This window comes from Nonomuraea terrae (assembly GCF_004348995.1).
Lineage (GTDB): Bacteria > Actinomycetota > Actinomycetes > Streptosporangiales > Streptosporangiaceae > Nonomuraea > Nonomuraea terrae.
Map to the genome: position 1 here is coordinate 1 of NZ_SMKQ01000099.1, position 15,853 is coordinate 15,853.

General features: G+C 71.3%; 16 protein-coding genes. 3 read left to right on the top strand and 13 right to left on the bottom strand.

Annotation, left to right across the window (positions count from 1 at the left end; all coding sequences use genetic code 11):
• The 6 genes from E1286_RS26960 to E1286_RS26980 form a co-directional block, all read right to left on the bottom strand.
• A partial coding sequence (locus E1286_RS26960) for a dihydrodipicolinate synthase family protein (RefSeq protein WP_132616734.1) occupies positions 1–756 on the bottom strand: 756 nt, incomplete at its 3' end.
• Positions 753–1,742, bottom strand: coding sequence for an ABC transporter ATP-binding protein (locus E1286_RS26965; RefSeq protein WP_132616736.1), 990 nt, complete (start codon positions 1,740–1,742; stop codon positions 753–755). The genes E1286_RS26965 and E1286_RS26960, both read right to left, overlap by 4 nt.
• A complete protein-coding gene (locus E1286_RS26970; RefSeq protein WP_342776268.1) occupies positions 1,735–3,411 on the bottom strand; it encodes a dipeptide/oligopeptide/nickel ABC transporter permease/ATP-binding protein in 1,677 nt (558 codons plus the stop codon). The genes E1286_RS26965 and E1286_RS26970 overlap by 8 nt, the downstream gene beginning before the upstream one ends.
• On the bottom strand, positions 3,412–3,663 hold the full coding sequence (locus tag E1286_RS50495; RefSeq protein ID WP_246075195.1) for a hypothetical protein: 252 nt from the start codon (positions 3,661–3,663) through the stop codon (positions 3,412–3,414).
• The gene (locus E1286_RS26975; RefSeq protein WP_132616738.1) at positions 3,660–4,619 is read right to left on the bottom strand and encodes an ABC transporter permease; all 960 of its coding nucleotides are present in this window, start codon (positions 4,617–4,619) and stop codon (positions 3,660–3,662) included. The genes E1286_RS50495 and E1286_RS26975 overlap by 4 nt, the downstream gene beginning before the upstream one ends.
• Complete coding sequence (locus E1286_RS26980; RefSeq protein WP_132616740.1) at positions 4,616–6,223, bottom strand: ABC transporter substrate-binding protein; 1,608 nt, start codon at positions 6,221–6,223, stop codon at positions 4,616–4,618. The genes E1286_RS26975 and E1286_RS26980 overlap by 4 nt, the downstream gene beginning before the upstream one ends.
• A gap of 165 nt (positions 6,224–6,388) precedes the next feature.
• Here E1286_RS26980 and E1286_RS26985 point away from each other — a divergent pair, with 165 nt between their 5' ends.
• Entirely contained in the window at positions 6,389–7,111 is a 723-nt protein-coding gene (locus tag E1286_RS26985; protein ID WP_132616742.1) for a FadR/GntR family transcriptional regulator, read from the top strand.
• Here the strand turns inward: E1286_RS26985 and E1286_RS26990 are convergent, their stop codons facing one another.
• Positions 7,112–7,693, bottom strand: a complete 582-nt coding sequence (locus tag E1286_RS26990) for an HD domain-containing protein (RefSeq protein WP_132616744.1) — start codon at positions 7,691–7,693, stop codon at positions 7,112–7,114.
• A gap of 413 nt (positions 7,694–8,106) precedes the next feature.
• Here E1286_RS26990 and E1286_RS27000 point away from each other — a divergent pair, with 413 nt between their 5' ends.
• The gene (locus tag E1286_RS27000; protein WP_132616746.1) at positions 8,107–8,970 is read left to right on the top strand and encodes a DUF4429 domain-containing protein; all 864 of its coding nucleotides are present in this window, start codon (positions 8,107–8,109) and stop codon (positions 8,968–8,970) included.
• Positions 8,971–9,026: 56 nt separating this feature from the next.
• Positions 9,027–9,365, top strand: coding sequence for a hypothetical protein (locus E1286_RS27005; protein ID WP_132616748.1), 339 nt, complete (start codon positions 9,027–9,029; stop codon positions 9,363–9,365).
• A 31-nt stretch (positions 9,366–9,396) separates the two neighbouring features.
• Here the strand turns inward: E1286_RS27005 and E1286_RS27010 are convergent, their stop codons facing one another.
• Genes E1286_RS27010 through E1286_RS27035 form a run of 6 tightly spaced genes read right to left on the bottom strand, consistent with a single transcriptional unit; the run spans position 9,397 to position 15,849 of the window.
• Positions 9,397–10,938: a gamma-glutamyltransferase family protein gene (locus tag E1286_RS27010; RefSeq protein WP_132616750.1), complete on the bottom strand. Its 1,542-nt coding sequence runs from the start codon at positions 10,936–10,938 to the stop codon at positions 9,397–9,399.
• Complete coding sequence (locus E1286_RS27015) at positions 10,935–11,444, bottom strand: GDSL-type esterase/lipase family protein (RefSeq protein WP_132616752.1); 510 nt, start codon at positions 11,442–11,444, stop codon at positions 10,935–10,937. The genes E1286_RS27010 and E1286_RS27015 overlap by 4 nt, the downstream gene beginning before the upstream one ends.
• Entirely contained in the window at positions 11,441–12,118 is a 678-nt protein-coding gene (locus tag E1286_RS27020) for a GntR family transcriptional regulator (protein ID WP_132616754.1), read from the bottom strand. Before E1286_RS27020 ends, E1286_RS27015 begins: the two co-directional genes overlap by 4 nt.
• The gene (locus E1286_RS27025; protein WP_132616756.1) at positions 12,115–12,984 is read right to left on the bottom strand and encodes an alpha/beta hydrolase family protein; all 870 of its coding nucleotides are present in this window, start codon (positions 12,982–12,984) and stop codon (positions 12,115–12,117) included. The genes E1286_RS27020 and E1286_RS27025 overlap by 4 nt, the downstream gene beginning before the upstream one ends.
• A gap of 29 nt (positions 12,985–13,013) precedes the next feature.
• Positions 13,014–14,108, bottom strand: a complete 1,095-nt coding sequence (locus E1286_RS27030) for an ABC transporter ATP-binding protein (RefSeq protein ID WP_132616758.1) — start codon at positions 14,106–14,108, stop codon at positions 13,014–13,016.
• Positions 14,101–15,849 (bottom strand): ABC transporter permease, encoded by a 1,749-nt coding sequence (locus tag E1286_RS27035; RefSeq protein WP_223190428.1) that lies wholly within the window; start codon positions 15,847–15,849, stop codon positions 14,101–14,103. Before E1286_RS27035 ends, E1286_RS27030 begins: the two co-directional genes overlap by 8 nt.
• Positions 15,850–15,853: the final 4 nt, after the last annotated feature.

The following is a 15,853-nucleotide window of genomic DNA, read 5'->3' on the forward strand; positions in this document are numbered from 1 at the left end:
GATCTCGAACAACCGGACCAGGCGCTCCTGCTCGGCCCTGGCCCCCGCCCAGTCGCCCCGGCGGGCGCGGCGGTACAGCTCGACGTACCCCTGCGGGTCGACGTTGCCGAGCCCTGGGACCACGCCGTCGGCGCCCATCCACAGCGCGGAGTCGACGGTCACCTCCGACCCGGTGAGCACGCTGAACGGCTCCCGCCGCCGCATGATCACCTCGCGCAGGCCGCCGTCGTCGCCGCTGGAGTCCTTCAGCCCGGCCAGCGCGCCCTCGGCCGCCAGCTCCAGCAGCAGGTCCGCGCTCAGCTTCGTGTGCACGGAGACCGGCAGGTCGTAGGCGTAGACCGGCAGCCCGCCCCGCGCGGCGACGGTCCGGAAGTGCACGCGGATCTCCTCCGGGTGCGTACGCGTGTAGAACGGCGCGGTCACCACCAGCCCCGACGCCCCGGCCGCCACCGCGACGCCGGCGTGTTCGAGCACCCGCGGCGTCGTCATGTCGATCACCCCGGCCAGCACCGGCACCTGCCCGCCGACGTGCCCGACCACGGTCTCCAGCACCGTCCGCCGCTGCGCGTCGGTCAGGTACGCCACCTCCGACGACGATCCCAGCACGAACAGCGCGTCCACGCCCCCGCCGAGCAGATGGTCGACCAGCCGGACGAGCGAGCCGACGTCCACCTCGTGGTCGGGTGTCAAGGGCGTGCACACCGGCGGGATCACCCCGGAAAGCATCACGGGCCCGGTGACATCAGAACTCGTCATACGCGCTCCTGGATCAGTTCGAGGTCGGTGGCGCCGGCGGCCACCGGGTGATGGCAGTGGAAGAGGTGGTCGCCTTCGGCCCGCGCGGCCGGCATCTCCGCCGCGCACAGGTCGTCTGCCCGCCAGCACCGCGTGCGGAACGGGCACCCGCTGGGCGGCCTGGTGGCCGACGGCACCACGCCGACCAGCGGGATGGGGGTGATCGGCGAGATCAGCCCGGGCGTCGCCGAGAACAGCGCCCGCGTGTACGGGTGCCGCGCGCCCAGCGGCACGACGTGCGCGGGAGCCTGCTCGACGATCCGGCCCAGGTACATGGTGACCACGCGGTCGCTCATCCTGCGCACCGTCTGGATGTCGTGCGAGACGAAGACCAGGGCCAGCCCGAGCCGTTCCTTGAGGTCGAGCAGCAGGTTGAGGATCTGCGCGCGGACGGACACGTCGAGGGCGCTGGTCGGCTCGTCGGCCACGACCAGGTCCGGTTCGAGGGCGAGGGCCCTGGCCACGGCGACCCGCTGCCGCTGCCCGCCCGACAGCTGGCCGGGCAGCGCGTCGGCGGCGCTCGGGGGCAGGCCCACGAGGTCCAGCAGCTCGCGTACGCGGGCGTCGCGCTGCGCCGGGGTGCCGCGCCGGTGCACGTTGAGCGGGTCGCGCAGCACCTGCCGGACGGGCAGCCGCCGGTTGAGCGCCGTGGACGGGTCCTGGAACACCATCCCGACGCTCGACCCGATCAGCGCGCGCCGCTCGGGCTCCTTCAGCGTCCACAGCTCCTGGCCGCGGAAGGTCACCGTGCCGGAGGTGGGCCGCTGCAGCCCGACCAGCACCCTGGCCAGCGTGGACTTGCCACACCCCGACTCGCCCACGACGCCGACCGTCTCGCCCGCGCCGACCGTGAGGTTCGCCTCGGTCAGCGCGTACACGCGGTCGCGGGAGAACACCCCGCCGGAGCGGGCCTTGTGCACGACGTGCACGTCCTTCAGCTCAAGCACGCTGCTCGCTCCTCACCAGCGCGGGATGGTGGCAGGCCACCGCGTGCGTGGCGTCCCCCTCAAGCTCCGGCTTCTCGGTACGGCACACGTCCGTGGCCATCGGGCACCGGTCGGCGAACCGGCAGCCGGGCGGGAAGTCCGCGGGCGCGGGCACGACGCCGCGGATCTGGGTGAGCCGCTCGGCCCCCGCCTCCAGCGACAGCACCGAGCCCAGCAGGCCCCTGGCGTAGTGGTGGGCGGGCGCCCCGACGAGGGAGGCGGTCACGCCGGTCTCGACGATCTGGCCGCCGTACATGACCACCACGCGGTCGGTGACGTCGGCGACCAGCGCGAGGTCGTGGGAGACGAGGATGAGCGCGAACCCCAGCTCCTCGCGCAGCGCCAGCAGCAGCTCGATGACCTGCGCCTGGACGGTCACGTCGAGCGCCGTGGTCGGCTCGTCGGCGACGATCAGCTTGGGCTCGCGCGACAGCGCCATCGCGATCAGCACCCGCTGCCGCTGCCCTCCGGACAGCTCGTGCGGGTAGGCCGACAGAGTGCGGCGGGCGTCGAGGCCGACGAGTTCGAGCAGCTCGGGGGGGCTGCGCCGGCCGCCGCGACGAGTGAGCTGCTTGAGCTGGGCCTTGATCGTCATGGCCGGGTTCAGCGACGACAACGCGTCCTGGTAGATCATCGCCATCTCGTGGCCGAGCAGGCGGCGGCGGGCGCGGCGCGGCAGCGCGAGCAGCTCCCGCTGGTCGAAGCGGACGTGGCCGCTGACGCGGGCGTCGCGGGGTTGCAGGCCCATGACGGTGAGCGCGGTCAGCGACTTGCCGCAGCCCGACTCGCCCACCAGGCCGAGCACCTCGCCGGGGCGCACCTCGAAGCCGATGCCGTCCACGATGTCGACGCCCTCGGCGAAGCCGATGCGCAGGCGTTCGACGGCGAGGATCGGCGGGCCCTGTGGCAGCGGGCGGGCTCGTTCGGCCAGTCGTCGGGCGGCCTCGGCCAGGCCGGGCAGCTCGACGACCTCGCCGGAGCCGGGCTCGGCCTGCTCGAAGGCGTCGCCCTCCTTCTTCACCGGCGCCTTGCGGGCGGCGGGGGCGGCCCAGGCGTCGGAGACGCCCTCGGCCAGGATGTTCAGGGCCAGCACGGTGACCAGGATGAGCAGGCCGGGGAAGACGGTGGCCCACCAGCCGCCGAGCAGGACGAGGTTCTTGCCGTCGGCGATGACGCTGCCCCACGACGGGTCCGGCGGGCGCACGCCGGCGCCGATGAACGACAGCGACGCCTCGAACACGATCGCGTCGGCCACCATCACGGTGCAGAACACCAGCACCGGGGCCGCGCAGTTGACCGCCACGTGCCGGACGAGGATGTGCGGTGTGCGGGCGCCGATGACGCGCTCGGCCGCGACGTAGTCCTCGCCGTACTGGGCGATCACGTTGGCCCGCACGACCCGCGCCACGGACGGCATGTAGAGGAACGCCATGGCCATGACCAGCACCGTGATGCTCCCGCCGAACACCGCCACCAGCACGGCGGCCAGGGCGATGCCGGGGAAGGCCATGATCACGTCGAGCAGGCGCATGATGGTCTCGTCCACGGCCCGGCGTGAGGTGGCCGCGACGGCGCCGATGATCGCCCCGGCCGCCAGGGCGAGCCCGGTGGCGCCGAGCCCGATGATCAGCTACCAGCGGGCGCCGTACAGGAGCCTGGACAGGATGTCGCGGTTGGCGCTGTCGAGCCCCATCCAGTGCTCGGCGGACGGCCCTCCCCCGCCGGCCTCCTGGAAGTACGGGGAGTGCGGCGCGATCCACGGCGCGAGCAGCGCGGCCAGCACGACCACGGCGATGACGCCGACGGAGACCCACGCCATGGGCGTCAGCCGGCCGAAGCGCAGGCCGGGCCGGGAGAGGCGGTCCGAAAGTCCGCGTCTCATGAGGCGCTCCTGAGGCGGGGGTTGACCAGCAGGTAGAGGATGTCGATCACCAGGTTGACGACCATGAACCCGACCGCGATGGTCAGCACGACGCCCTGGACGACGGCCGGGTCGCCGTCGCGGACGGCGTTGATCATGAGCTGGCCCATGCCGGGAAGGCCGTAGATCGTCTCGATGACGACGGTGCCGCCGATCAGGTAGCCGATCCGCAGGCCGAGCACGGTGAGCGGATTGATCAGGGCGTTGCGCAGCACGTTGCGGCCGACGACCACGATCATCGGCAGGCCGCCGCCGACCGCCGTGCGCACGTAGTCGCGGTCCAGCTCCTCCACCATCGAGGTGCGGATGATGCGGGTGAGCTGGGCGGCGATCGGCAGCGACAACGACAGGGCGGGCAGGGTCATCGACCGCAGCCAGCCGGTCACGGAGTCGGCCGGGTTGATGTAGCCGCCGGTCGGGAAGAGCCCCTCGCCGACCGCCAGCCACTGGATCATCAGCAGCGCCAGCCAGAACGCCGGGGCCGCGACCCCGATCAGCGACACCATGCGGATCACCTGGTCGGGCCAGCGGTCGCGGAACAGCGCCGCCGTCACGCCGAACACCAGCGCCAGCACCACGGCCACGGCCAGGCCCAGGAACGTGAGCTGCAGCGTGAGCGGCAGCGCTGTCGTGACCGACTCGACGACCGGCTTCTTGGTGAGCACACTGGTGCCCATGTCGCCCTGCGCCAGATCCGCGACGAACCGGACGTAGCGCAGGGGAAGCGGGTCCAGCAGGCCGTTCTCCAGCTGGAACTGGCGGATCTGCTCGGGGGTGGGGTTCGCGCCCTGGAAGTAGGCGTACTCCGGTTTGCTGCCGGAGAAGCGCATGACGATGAACACGAACGCGACCACGCCGAGCACCAGCGGGATCAGGATGAGGAGCCGCCGCAGCAGCATCCGGGCGACGACCGTCATGTCCTCTTGGCCTGCAGCAGGGTGATGCCGGGGTACGGCTGCGCGCGGACGCCGGACAGCTTCTTCGGGTCCCAGGCCGTCATGAGCTCGTTGTGGACGACGGGGTAGAGGACGGCCTGCTCAGCCACGAAGTCCAGATATTTGTGGATCAGCTCCGTTCGCTGAGCCTTGTCGGTCTCCTTGCCGGCCTCGTCCATCATCGCGAAGAGCCGCTCGGCGTCCTCGGTGCCGTCCCAGTGGGCGTACTTCATCCACAGGCCGCCGGGCACGTAGTTGTAGTGCAGGATCAGGTCGGCGTCCATGCCGAACTGGTTGGGGTTCGAGGCCGCGGCGACCACCTGGTAGTCCTGGAACTGGTCCATCTTGGTGAACAGCGCGGCCGTGTCCTGCGGCTCCAGCGTGGTCTTGATGCCGACGGCCTCCCACGAGGAGGCGATGGTCGGCAGGCAGTCGACGATCCAGCTCACGTTGACGGCCATGAGGTTGACCGTCAGGCCGCTCACGCCGGCCTCCTTGAGCAGCGCCCTGGCCTTGTCGGGGTCGTAGTCGTAGACGACCGAGGCCCGCTGGTGGTCGGGGTGGCCCTCGTTGAGGAAGGAGCTGGAGGCCGTGCCGTGGCCCTTGAGCGCCACGTCGATCATCTTCTGCTTGTCGATGGCGTAGTGCAGCGCCTGGCGCACCCGTACGTCGTCGAACGGCTTCGCGCCGGTGTTGAACATCAGGAACATGTGGTTCATGCCCCGGCCGCCCTCGACCGTGAGCCCCTGCTGCTTGAGCTGCTCGACGTTCGCGTACGGGATGTTGTCGGCGATCTGCGCCTCCGCCGAGCCGCCGGAGATCTTGGCCACCCGGGCGGCGGCGTCGACGATGGTCAGCCAGTTCATCTGCTTGACCGTGGCCGGGCGCGGCCCGTTGTAGCCCTCGAACGCCTCGAACGAGGTGTTGGACTTGGGGTTGTGCGCCGCCAGCTGGTACGGCCCCGAGCCGACGGCCTTGCCGCCCTTGGCCTGGTCCCAGGCGCCGGGCCGGCCGAAGACGTGCTTGGGCATGATCTTCGCGATGGTGAGGCGCGGCGCCGCGTCGGGGAACGGGAACGCGAAGACCAGCTCCACGCTCCGCTCGTCGACCTTGCGCACCTCCCGCAGCCATGACCGGAAGAAGTTGCCGATCAGCACGTTCGCCTCGGGGTCGAGGACCCGCTCGAAGGTGAAGAGCACGTCGTCGGCGGTGACGGGCTTCCCGTCGTGCCACGTCGCGTCCTGCCTGAGGGTGAACGTCCACGTGGTCGCGTTCAGGTCGGCGGGCAGGGCGGTGGCGAGCGCCGGGTACGGCTCGCGGGTGATCGGGTCGGTGTCGAGCAGACCCTCGTAGACGTGGTTGATGCCGGCCATCGCGAAGGCCGAGGCGGTCTGCGTCGGATCCCAGCTCTGGTCGTTGCCGTAGCCGATGACGGCGGTGATGAGGTCTTTGTTGGATCCCGCGCCGACCGAACCGGTCGACGCCGGGCCTCCGGAACACGCGGAGAGCGTGGCCGCGATGAACGCCGCCGCGCCGGTGGCTCCGCTGTAACGCAGGAAGTCACGGCGGCTGAACTCAGAGCTCACGGATTCCTCCTGGGGGGTTGGTGCGATCCGCTGCCTGCTATTCGTAGAACATGGGACATCCCATGTCCTATTGTGCGTAACGGCGACGCTAAAGGCGGCGACCGCTTGAGGTCAACAGTGCATTTCCGGAAAGTTACGTACGGGCCAAAGAGAAGGGGATTTTTCATGACCACTGTCCCGCGTTCGCCCCGGCCCAGTCGCGCCGTCGAAGCCCAGGAGGGCGTCAAGGACCTGATCGTGCGGCGCGGGCTCGTCGCCGGAGATCCCCTGCCGACCGAGTCCGAGCTCATGGAGGAGCTCCAGGTCAGCCGTAACTCGATCAGGGAGGCGCTGAAGGCCCTGCAGGCGGTCGGCATCGTCGACATCCGCCACGGCTTCGGCATGTTCGTGGGCCGGATGTCACTGGCCGGGCTGGTCGACGAGCTGACCTTCCACAGCCGCATCACGCTGCAGAACGGCGCCGACCACCTGTCCCACCTGGTCGAGATCCGCGAGATCCTGGAGAGCGGCCTGGTGCAGCGCCTCATCGAGCTGGGCCCCGAGGCCGACCTGTCGGCGGTCGCCGACGTCATCGCCCGGATGGAGGCCGAGTCCGGGGCGGGCCTGGTCTCCCCCGAGACCGACCGCCTCTTCCACGACCTCCTCTACCGGCCCCTCGGCAACCCGCTGGTCAGCCGGCTCCTGGGCGCGTTCTGGGATGTCTACTACCAGCTGCGCGACGCGCTCGGCGCGCCCGACGAGCCGCCGGGCGACGTGGCCAAGCGGCACCGCGACATCTACGACGCCGTGCTGGCGGGCGATCGGGCCGCCGCCGTGGCCGCCGTGCACGCCCACTTCGACGGCGTGCGCAACCGCGTGGCCAGGATCGGCGGCCGGCCGCGCCCGTGACTACGCGGGCCAGCGTTCGACGTGCCGCCAGCGGTCGCGCCACCGCGCGTACCACTCGGCGAACCACGGGTGGATCCCCGCCAGCGGCATCACGTACGCGACGGTCTCGGCGTAGTAGCGGCGCTGGAAGCGCCACGGCATCCGCTGCAGCTCCTGCACGTTGCTCGCCCGGTCGGCCAGCTTCACCAGAACCGCCTGCCGCGGCGCCCTGACGAGGGCGGCCAGGTGGACGGCCTTCGCCGCGCCGGGCGGCCTGGTCACCCAGCGCACCGCCTCGGCGACCCGGGGGCCGAACTCCCGCGCCAGCTCCGCCTCCGTGCACGCGGTGTCCTCCAGCACGTCGTGCAGCACGGTCGCGACCAGCACGTCCCGCTCGCTCAGCCCGGCCCCGGCCACGGCCACCTCCAGGGCCTCAAGAAGGTGCTCGACGTAGGGACGACCGGTGGGCCGCTGCTGGGCGCCGTGCTCGCGGGCGGCGAAGCCGACCGCCCGGCTCAGATCGCCGACGGTGGACGGCGGCAGCGCGCGCGCCAGGTGCGCCTCCGCGTGCGCCCAGGACGGCCAGCTCGTGAAGGTCTCCATCAGAACCTCCCGAGGGGACCGGCGGCTCTAGCCGTCGGGGGAATCAGGAGCGGGAGGGCCGTCAAGGCCCGAGCGTGCCCTGACCTGCCAGGTTCGCGCATCACAGATGTCCTTCCGGGTTTTGTCGGTGCCGGCCGATACCGCTGGTCTTCTGGTTACCGAACGTGGGAGGTGGGAGTACGCAGGTCGTTCACATTCCTGTTGCGCCCCACCGGCAAGCAGGCCGCCTGTACAGCGTGTGGGCACACCGCACCCGCTGATGTGAACGCGGCGATCGACATCTTGAGGGCAGGGCTTGCCCTTCGCGACGCTGCGAAAGCGGCTTGGTGAGAAGCCGCTCCCTTCAGGGAGCGGAGGAGTCACCGTGTTCCTCCGTCGGTGATGCTGTCCCGAGCCTGTCCTAGGGTGAGGATATGGCTGAGATCGCCGTTCCCGACGGTTCCTGGGCATTCGATGGAGAAGTGCTGCGCATCGTTCCGGGCAGTGGCAAGGACGTCCACGATCTGCGCCGGACGCTCGGCGACGTGCGGGTTCCGTTGGAAGCGATCGCCGGGGCGACGTTCGAGCCCTCCCGCAAGGGCGGTCACCTGCGGCTGCGGCTGCGCAAGGGCGCCGACGCGCTCTCCGACGTGGTGGCCGGCGCGCTCGGCCCGCCCGCCGACCCGTACCGGCTGACCGTGCCGAAGGACCGCGCGGGCGCCGCCGAATACCTGGCCGACGAGATCCTCGACACCCTGCGCGTCTACCGGACACCGAGCGGCGCCTGCGACGACTATCTCGTGCCGATCCCCCAGGTGCCGGTCTCGGCGACGGCCGGCGACGGCACCGCGACCTTCGACGGCGAGCGCGTCCGGCTGGAGTGGACGGTCTTCGCCACCACCGACAAGGAGAAGGCCGGGCCGCAGGAGCTCCCGCTGTCCGACCTGGCGGGGGTGGAGTGGCGGCCGCAGGCCGCGCTCAACTACGGCACGCTGCGTTTCCGCGTCAAGGGCGAGGCCCGCCCGCCGCAGCCGCCGCAGAAGGACGTGCGCTGCGTCGCGTGGAGCATCCAGCGCTACGGCGGCGCGACGGCCCTGGTGGCCGCCGCCGTGCTGGCCCGCCTGCCGCGTGAGACGCCGGAGTTGCCGGCCGCGCCGGCGCCGGTCTCCGACGACGTGCACGACGCGGTGCTGCGCCGTCTGGCCGAGCTGGGTGAGCTGCACCGCTCCGGCGTGCTGACCGACGAGGAGTTCGCGACCGCCAAGCAGGCGATGATCAGGCGTCTCCAGGAGTCGTGAGTCGCTGGCTCCGGGCGTACGATCGACTACGCACAGTAGCGATCCCTGGAGGGCACATGTTCACGGCGATGCGCATCGCGGCGGCGGCCGGGTCGTTCGCGCTCCTGTCGGCTGCCCTGTCGGCTGCCCTGCCGGCCCTGCCCGCGGTGGCCGGCCACCTGAGGTGTGACACCTTCGTCCACGCCCAGGACAGCGACCTCGGCATCGCCTCGTGCGGCAACCCCACCGGCCGGACGTGGATGTTCCGGGCGGTGGTGGTCTGCGGCCGGGCGCCCGACGTGATGGGCGGCTGGGTGACCCTCCCGCCGGGCCGGCACGGCGAGTCGCAGGGCTACTGCGGCGGCGGCTCCACCACCGGCGTCGGCGCGGTCGGCGTCGACGAACGCCCGACCTGAGCGACCACCCCGGTTGAGCCGACGAACACGATCAGCGCTGCCCCACGACGGCCGAGCCGTCCGAGCGGGGATCGCTGGCCGCCTCGAACCGCCCGCCGGGGCCGGCACTGATCAGGTTGGCGTGGCCCAGCCATTCGTCGTGCGGCGGCACCGGCTTGGCGACGAACCCGTGGCCGGCCAGCGACCGTGCCGCCTCGGGCGACACGTCGCTCTCGACGTAGACGGTCTCGTTGGTGTCCCCGCTCTCCTGCACGCCGACGATCCACCGCGGCGCGTCGACCGCCTGGGCCGGCGGCTCCCCGGCCATCGACCGCAGCAGCAGCTGGGTGTGGATCTGCGGCTGCCCGTGCCCGCCCATCGTCGAGCTCACCCACCTGACCCGCCCTTCCGTGGTGACCAGGACGGGCATGAGGGTGTGGCGGGGGCGCTTGCCCGGCGCGACGACGTTGGGCGAGCGCGGGTCGAGCGAGAACGACCGCCCCCGGTTCTGCATGAGGATGCCGGTCGAGGGCTCCAGCACCGCCGACCCGAACGAGTTGTAGACGCTCTGGATGAGCGAGACGGCGTACCCCTCCGAGTCGATCGCGGAGACGCCGACCGTGTCGCCGCCGACCCGCGCCGGGCCCACCGGCCGCTCTTCGACGTCCAGGTCGCGGCCCATCAGCACGGCGGTGTCCACCTCGGCGAACCTGGGGTCGGCGAGGAGGTGGTCGCGCACCGCGGTGGCCGCGGCGAAGACGGCCGCCAGCCGGCCCGCGCCCGCGCCGAGCACGTCGGCGGGGTCGCCGAGGCGGCGCAGCCGGTCCAGCGCACGCAGCAGCACGAACCCCTGGGTGTTGGGCGGGCTGGTGATCACCTCGTGGTCGCGGAACGTGCCCCTGAGCGGCTCGGCGATCTCCGGCTCGAACGCCGCCAGGTCGTCCGGCGTCATGACGGACCCGAGCCCGGCCAGCCCCGCCACCAGGCGTCGGCCCAGAGAGCCGCGGTAGAAGGCGTCCGGCCCTCCGTCCCGCAGCTCGGTCAGCGAGCGGGCGAGCGCCGGCTGCACGAGCAGGTCGCCCTCGGCCAGGGGGACGCCTCCGGGCAGGAACACCTCCGAGCAGCCCGGGTCGGCCGCCAGCACCTCGCGTTTCTCCGCGATGGCCGCGCCGAGGGACCGGCCGACCGGTGCGCCGTCCGCGGCCGACCGGATGGCGGCGGTGAAGTGGGCCGCCCACTCCAGGCGGGCGCCGAACGACCTGAGCGACGCCCAGCCGCGGACCCCGCCGGGCACCGTCACCGTGTCGATGCCGCGCATCGGAAGCTCGTCCCCGTGGATCTTCCGCAGGCGTTCCAGGGTCTGCCGGGCCGGGGCGGGGCCGGTCGCGTTCACGCAGTGGACCGCGCCGTCCGGGGTGCGGACGAGCGCCACGAGGTCGCCGCCCAGCGCCGTGTTGTTCGGGTAGACGACGGTCAGCACGGCGGCGGCCGTGATCGCGGCGTCGATGGCGTTGCCTCCGGCGCGGAACGCCTCCTCGCCGGCCTGCGTCGCCAGGTGGTGGGGGCTCGCGACGGCGAACGTGGTGGGGGTCATGCGCGGATCACCTCGGCGAGTGCGGGGATGAGGGTGGTGTAGGAGTCGGCGGTCAGGTGGAGCCCGTCGGCTTCGAGGCCGCCGGTCAGCAGGCGAGGGGTGTCGAGGCACGCGTCGGCGGACGCCCGCAGCACCTCGCGGTATTCGTCGAGCACGCGGTTGCTCCGTGACGGCCGGCCGGCGTGCTCGTCGATCACCGGCGGGAGGAAGGCGACGCGGCGGGCGCCGTCGAAGGCCTTGGCGATGGCGGCGACGTTCTCGGCGAACCGGTCGATCGGCACGCGTTTCCACGGCGCGCAGTCGTTGGCGCCGAACGACAACACGATCACGTCCCAGCCGACGCGGGCGAGCAGCGGGGCCCGGCGCACGCCGTCGGAGCTGTCCCATCCGCCGGCGGCGCAGTTGTGGACCGTCGCGGCGTCGCCCAGCTCGCGTTCGAGATGCTGGATGCGTTCCTTGGTGAAGCGGGCGAGCATGCTGTCGCCGAAGAGCATCACGTCGGTCACTGGCGCGCCTGCACCGGCCGGGCCGACAGCCGGGAGAGCGCCTTGGCGCCGAGGCTGGTGCGGATGTGCCTGCTCATGACCTCCGCGGCCGCGGCGGCGTCGCCGGCGACGACCGCGTCCAGGAGGGCCTGGTGCTCGGCGGCGGTCTCGTCGCGCTGCGCCTGGTCGCGTTTCTCCTCCAGGCCGACCCGGCGGTAGCGGTCGGCCTTGTCCCACAGGCCGTCGAGGGTGCCGATCAGCAGCTCGTTGTGCGAGGCGACGTAGATCGCGCGGTGGAACCGGCGGTGCGCCACCAGGTCGACCACCTCGGGCTGGTCGGACAGCGGCTTCAGCTCCGCGAACGCCGCCCGCATGGCGGCGATGTCGGCCGTGGCGCGCCGCTCCGCCGCCAGCGAGGCGGCCAGGGGGTCCAGCGCCCGCCGCATCTCCAGCAGGTCGCGGGCCTCCTCGGCGGACAGCTCGGTCACCCGGGCGTCGCGGTGGGCGTCCAGCTCGACGAGCCCCTCCGACTTCAGCCGGCGCAGCGCCTCGCGCAGCGGAGTGGTGCTGATGCCCAGGTCACGGGCCAGCATCGCCTGGTTGAGCACCGTGCCGGGACCGTACTCGTGGGACAGGATCCGGTTGCGCAGTGCTTCGTAGGCGAAGTCGCTCTTGGTGGAAGGGGTTTCATTCATCGGTGCACCTCGTGTCGGGTGGGCCCATCGCCGCCGGCCGGTTCCTTGAGCACGGATCGGAAGAAGTCGGCGACGTGCCCGATCACCTTCACCCCCTGGTGCCCCGCACCCGCGACCAGGTCGAACCGGGTGTCGATGCCGTGCTCCGCCAGGTTCCGCCGGAGCGTGCGCAACCGCTCGATCCTCGTGGCGCCCTGCTTCTCCAGCCCAGGCCGCCAGTTGGAGTCGTGCGGGTTGTTGATCTCCCAGCCTTCCACGTCCTGGTCACCCACGACGAGCTGGATCCGTACGTTCCGCATCTCGGGCACGTCCAGATCCTTTCCGAAGATCGACACGAAGTCCTTGGTACCGAGCCACCACTCCGTCGTGTCGTCGATCAGCGTCACCCGGCCGGGAGCGCCGATGGAGACGGCACGCAGCCGGTCCGGGTGCGCGTACAGGAAACGATGCGCGAACTGCCCTCCGCCGGAGAACCCGTGCAGCAGGAATCGCCGCGTGTCGATCGGGACCCGTCGGGCGACCTCGTCCACCATCGCGAGCAGGACCAGGTCGAAGCGGATGCCCCGGTACTCGATGTACTTGAAGTTGTGCAGGTCGTCGGGGTCGATGATCCCCGCCGGAAAGTACGGCGCCAGCACGACCACGCGCTGCTCCTCGGCGAAGCCGACGAACGCGTCGCGGTAGCGGGTGGCGGTGCGCGCGGTGCCGTGCTGGACCACCATGAGCGGGTACCGCTCGGGATCGCCCTCCCGGCGCTCCGGGATGTAGAGCCGGTAGCTGAACCGCTGATCCATCTGACAGGCGATCGCCGTGGTGGCGCCGGTGAAGAAGTGTCTGGCGGAGCTTTCCCGCGGAACTTCGCGCATCTGGCCTTTCCTTGTCATGGCGATGGTAGTCACGCCGCCTGCGGCAGCGCGACATCGGCATAGACCAGCACGTCCGCCGGGTCGAACGCCAGCCGCGCCCGGCCCGTAAGGGAGCCGTCCTGACTGACGACCTTGATCACGTTCTCGCCGAGCGTCAGGTCGTACTCGTAGCGGGAGCCGACGTAGGAGCGCGTGAGGATCTCCGCGTCGAGGGCATTGCCGTCGGGCGTGCCGTCCACTGGGGGCGTGATCCGCAGCCGCTCGGGGCGGACGGCGACGGTGACGTCCCGTCCCTCGGGGAAGCCCTCCGGCGCCGCGGCCAGCACCTCGCCCCCGGTGTCCCGCAGCCGCACCCGGACGTGGCCGCCACGCCGTCCCACGACCTGCCCGGTCAGGAAGTTGCAACTGCCGACGAAGGCCGCGACGCCGGCGGTGGCCGGTTTCTCGTAGATCTCGGCCGGGGTGCCGATCTGGACCGTCCTGCCGTCGAACATGACCGCGATCCTGTCACTCAGGGCCAGTGCCTCGTCCTGGTCGTGCGTGACGTAGACGGTCGTGATGCCGAGGTCCGCCTGCAGGCGCTTGAGCCAGGCGCGGGCCTGCTCGCGCAGCTTGGCGTCGAGGTTGGACAGCGGCTCGTCCAGCAGGAGCACCGACGGAGAGTAGACGAGGGCGCGGGCGAGGGCCACGCGCTGCTGCTGCCCGCCGGAGAGCTCGTGCGGATAGCGTTTCGTCAGGTGGGCGAGCCCCACCTTGTCGAGCGCTTCGTGGATGAGCCGGGTCTTCTCGGCGCGCGGCACCTTGCGGATCGACAGCGGGACGGCCAGGTTCTGCGCAACGGTCATGTGCGGCCACAGCGCGTACGACTGGAAGACCATGCCGAGGTTGCGCTCCTCCGGCGGCACGTTGACCCGCCCGGCGACGAACGGCACGCCACCGACGGTGATCGTGCCGGCGGTCGGCTGCTCCAGCCCGGCGATGCAGTTCAGCGTCGTGGACTTGCCGCAGCCGCTCGGCCCGAGCAGCGTGAAGAACTCGCCTTCCCGAATGGTGAAGTCGATCCCGTCGAGCGCGGACACGCCGCCGAACGACTTGGACAGCCCGGACAGACAGACCTCAGGCACTCGCGTGTCCCTTCATGAATCGACTCGCCACCGCGACGACCACGGCCGTGATGGCTATCTGCAACGTGGCCAGAGCGGCGACGGCCCCCGTCTCGCCCTCGGTCCACAGCACGAGCACCGTGGTGCCGATGACCTCCGAGTTGGCGGAGGAGACGAACAGCGCCGCCGAGTACCCCTTCAGGATCGAGACGAACGACAGGATCAGCGCCCCGACGAACGCCGGGATCAGCAGCCGCCACAGGATGCGCAGGAACGTCCCCAGCCAGTCGGCTCCCGACGTGCGCGCCGCGTTGTCGAGCTCCGCGCCGATCTGGGTGATCGAGGAGGCGATCGAGCTGAACGCGGTCGGCAGCACCGTGAAGCCGAACACGATGATCACCGCCAGGAGCGTCCCCTGGAGCAGCGGCCCGAGCACCCCGCCGCTGCCGATCAGCGCGAACGCCCAGAAGAACCCGATGCCGACGATGATCCCCGGGATCGCCTGAGGAGCCAGCGCCAGGTACTCCACGGCACGGCGGAAGCGGAACGTCGACCGCCGCGCCACGATGACCGCCACCAGGGCGAACACGCTGACCGCCACCGCGCCCACCGCGGCGACGACGAGGCTGTTGGTGATCGACCTCGTGTAGTCGTCGAAGGCGAAGATCTCGGCGTAGTTGCCGAGCGTCAACGTCCTGAGGGGATTCTGCAGCGGCGTGAATATCAGGGTGAACGACCTGAACACCAGCCCCAGGATCGGGATCGCCGCACCGAAGATCACGTACAGCGTGATCGCCACCGCGCCGATCCAGCCGGCCCAGCGTAGCTCCAGGCGGCGCGGACGGCTCGCCTTGCCCCGTACGGAGATGAAACGCTGCGCCTTCTTCAGCACGCGGGCCTGGGCGACCACCATGGCGACGGTCACCACCAAGATGATCATCGAGGCGGCGCCGAGCACCCCGTAGTCGGGCCGGACCGACTCCAGCCCGTTGCTGTAGAGGAAGGTCGCGAACACCTTGATGTCGGCCGGCGTGCCGTACAGGAGCGGGACGCTCAGCGACTCGATCGACGCGCTGAGGGTCAGGATCGTCGCGTACACGATCGGTGGCCGGAGCATGGGCAGCACGACGGTGAAGAGAATGCGCAGCGGCTTCGCGCCGCACACCTGGGCCGCGCTCTCCAGAGCGGCGTCGGACTGCCGCAGCACGTTCGCGCAGAAGACGTACGCCACGGGAGCCAGCGCGACGGCCTCGGTCATGGCCATCCCGGGCAGGCTGTACAGGTTCCACGGCACGAAGCCGATGAGCTCGCGCACCTCCACGCTGACGAATCCGGCCGGACCGTACATGGTGATCCAGCCGAAGCCGAGGATCAGCGACGAGATGTAGAACGGCCACTGCATCGACAGGCCGAGGACCCGGCCGAAGGGCAGTCGCGTCCGGACCACCAGAATGGCCATCGGCACGGCGATGAGCAGCGTCAGCACGGTCGTCATCACGGCGAGCAACGCGGTGTTGACGATCACCTGGCCGAAGCCGGCCTCCGTGAACAGCTTCGTGTAGTTCGCGACCGTGAAGACGCCACCGGCTTCGTACAGCGGCCGGTCCACCAGCGACTGGTAGAGGATCGGGGCGATCGGCGCCACGACGAACAAGGCGGCGGCGGCCAGGACGACGTACTGCAGGACGCGGCTCCTGCCGACGCCGAGGACGCGCCGGTACCTCGGGGCGGTGACAGTCCCTCGGACGCTCAGGTCGGTCATCGGG

Bases quoted from the DNA above. Each gene is read 5' to 3' on its own strand.
- E1286_RS26975 (WP_132616738.1), bottom strand. From the start codon at position 4,619: ATGACGGTCGTCGCCCGGATGCTGCTGCGGCGGCTCCTCATCCTGATC.
- E1286_RS27005 (WP_132616748.1), top strand. From the start codon at position 9,027: ATGTTCACGGCGATGCGCATCGCGGCGGCGGCCGGGTCGTTCGCGCTC.
- E1286_RS50495 (WP_246075195.1), bottom strand. From the start codon at position 3,663: ATGAGACGCGGACTTTCGGACCGCCTCTCCCGGCCCGGCCTGCGCTTC.
- E1286_RS27000 (WP_132616746.1), top strand. From the start codon at position 8,107: ATGGCTGAGATCGCCGTTCCCGACGGTTCCTGGGCATTCGATGGAGAA.
- E1286_RS26985 (WP_132616742.1), top strand. From the start codon at position 6,389: ATGACCACTGTCCCGCGTTCGCCCCGGCCCAGTCGCGCCGTCGAAGCC.
- E1286_RS26990 (WP_132616744.1), bottom strand. From the start codon at position 7,693: ATGGAGACCTTCACGAGCTGGCCGTCCTGGGCGCACGCGGAGGCGCAC.
- E1286_RS27025 (WP_132616756.1), bottom strand. From the start codon at position 12,984: ATGCGCGAAGTTCCGCGGGAAAGCTCCGCCAGACACTTCTTCACCGGC.
- E1286_RS27020 (WP_132616754.1), bottom strand. From the start codon at position 12,118: ATGAATGAAACCCCTTCCACCAAGAGCGACTTCGCCTACGAAGCACTG.
- E1286_RS27035 (WP_223190428.1), bottom strand. From the start codon at position 15,849: ATGACCGACCTGAGCGTCCGAGGGACTGTCACCGCCCCGAGGTACCGG.
- E1286_RS27010 (WP_132616750.1), bottom strand. From the start codon at position 10,938: ATGACCCCCACCACGTTCGCCGTCGCGAGCCCCCACCACCTGGCGACG.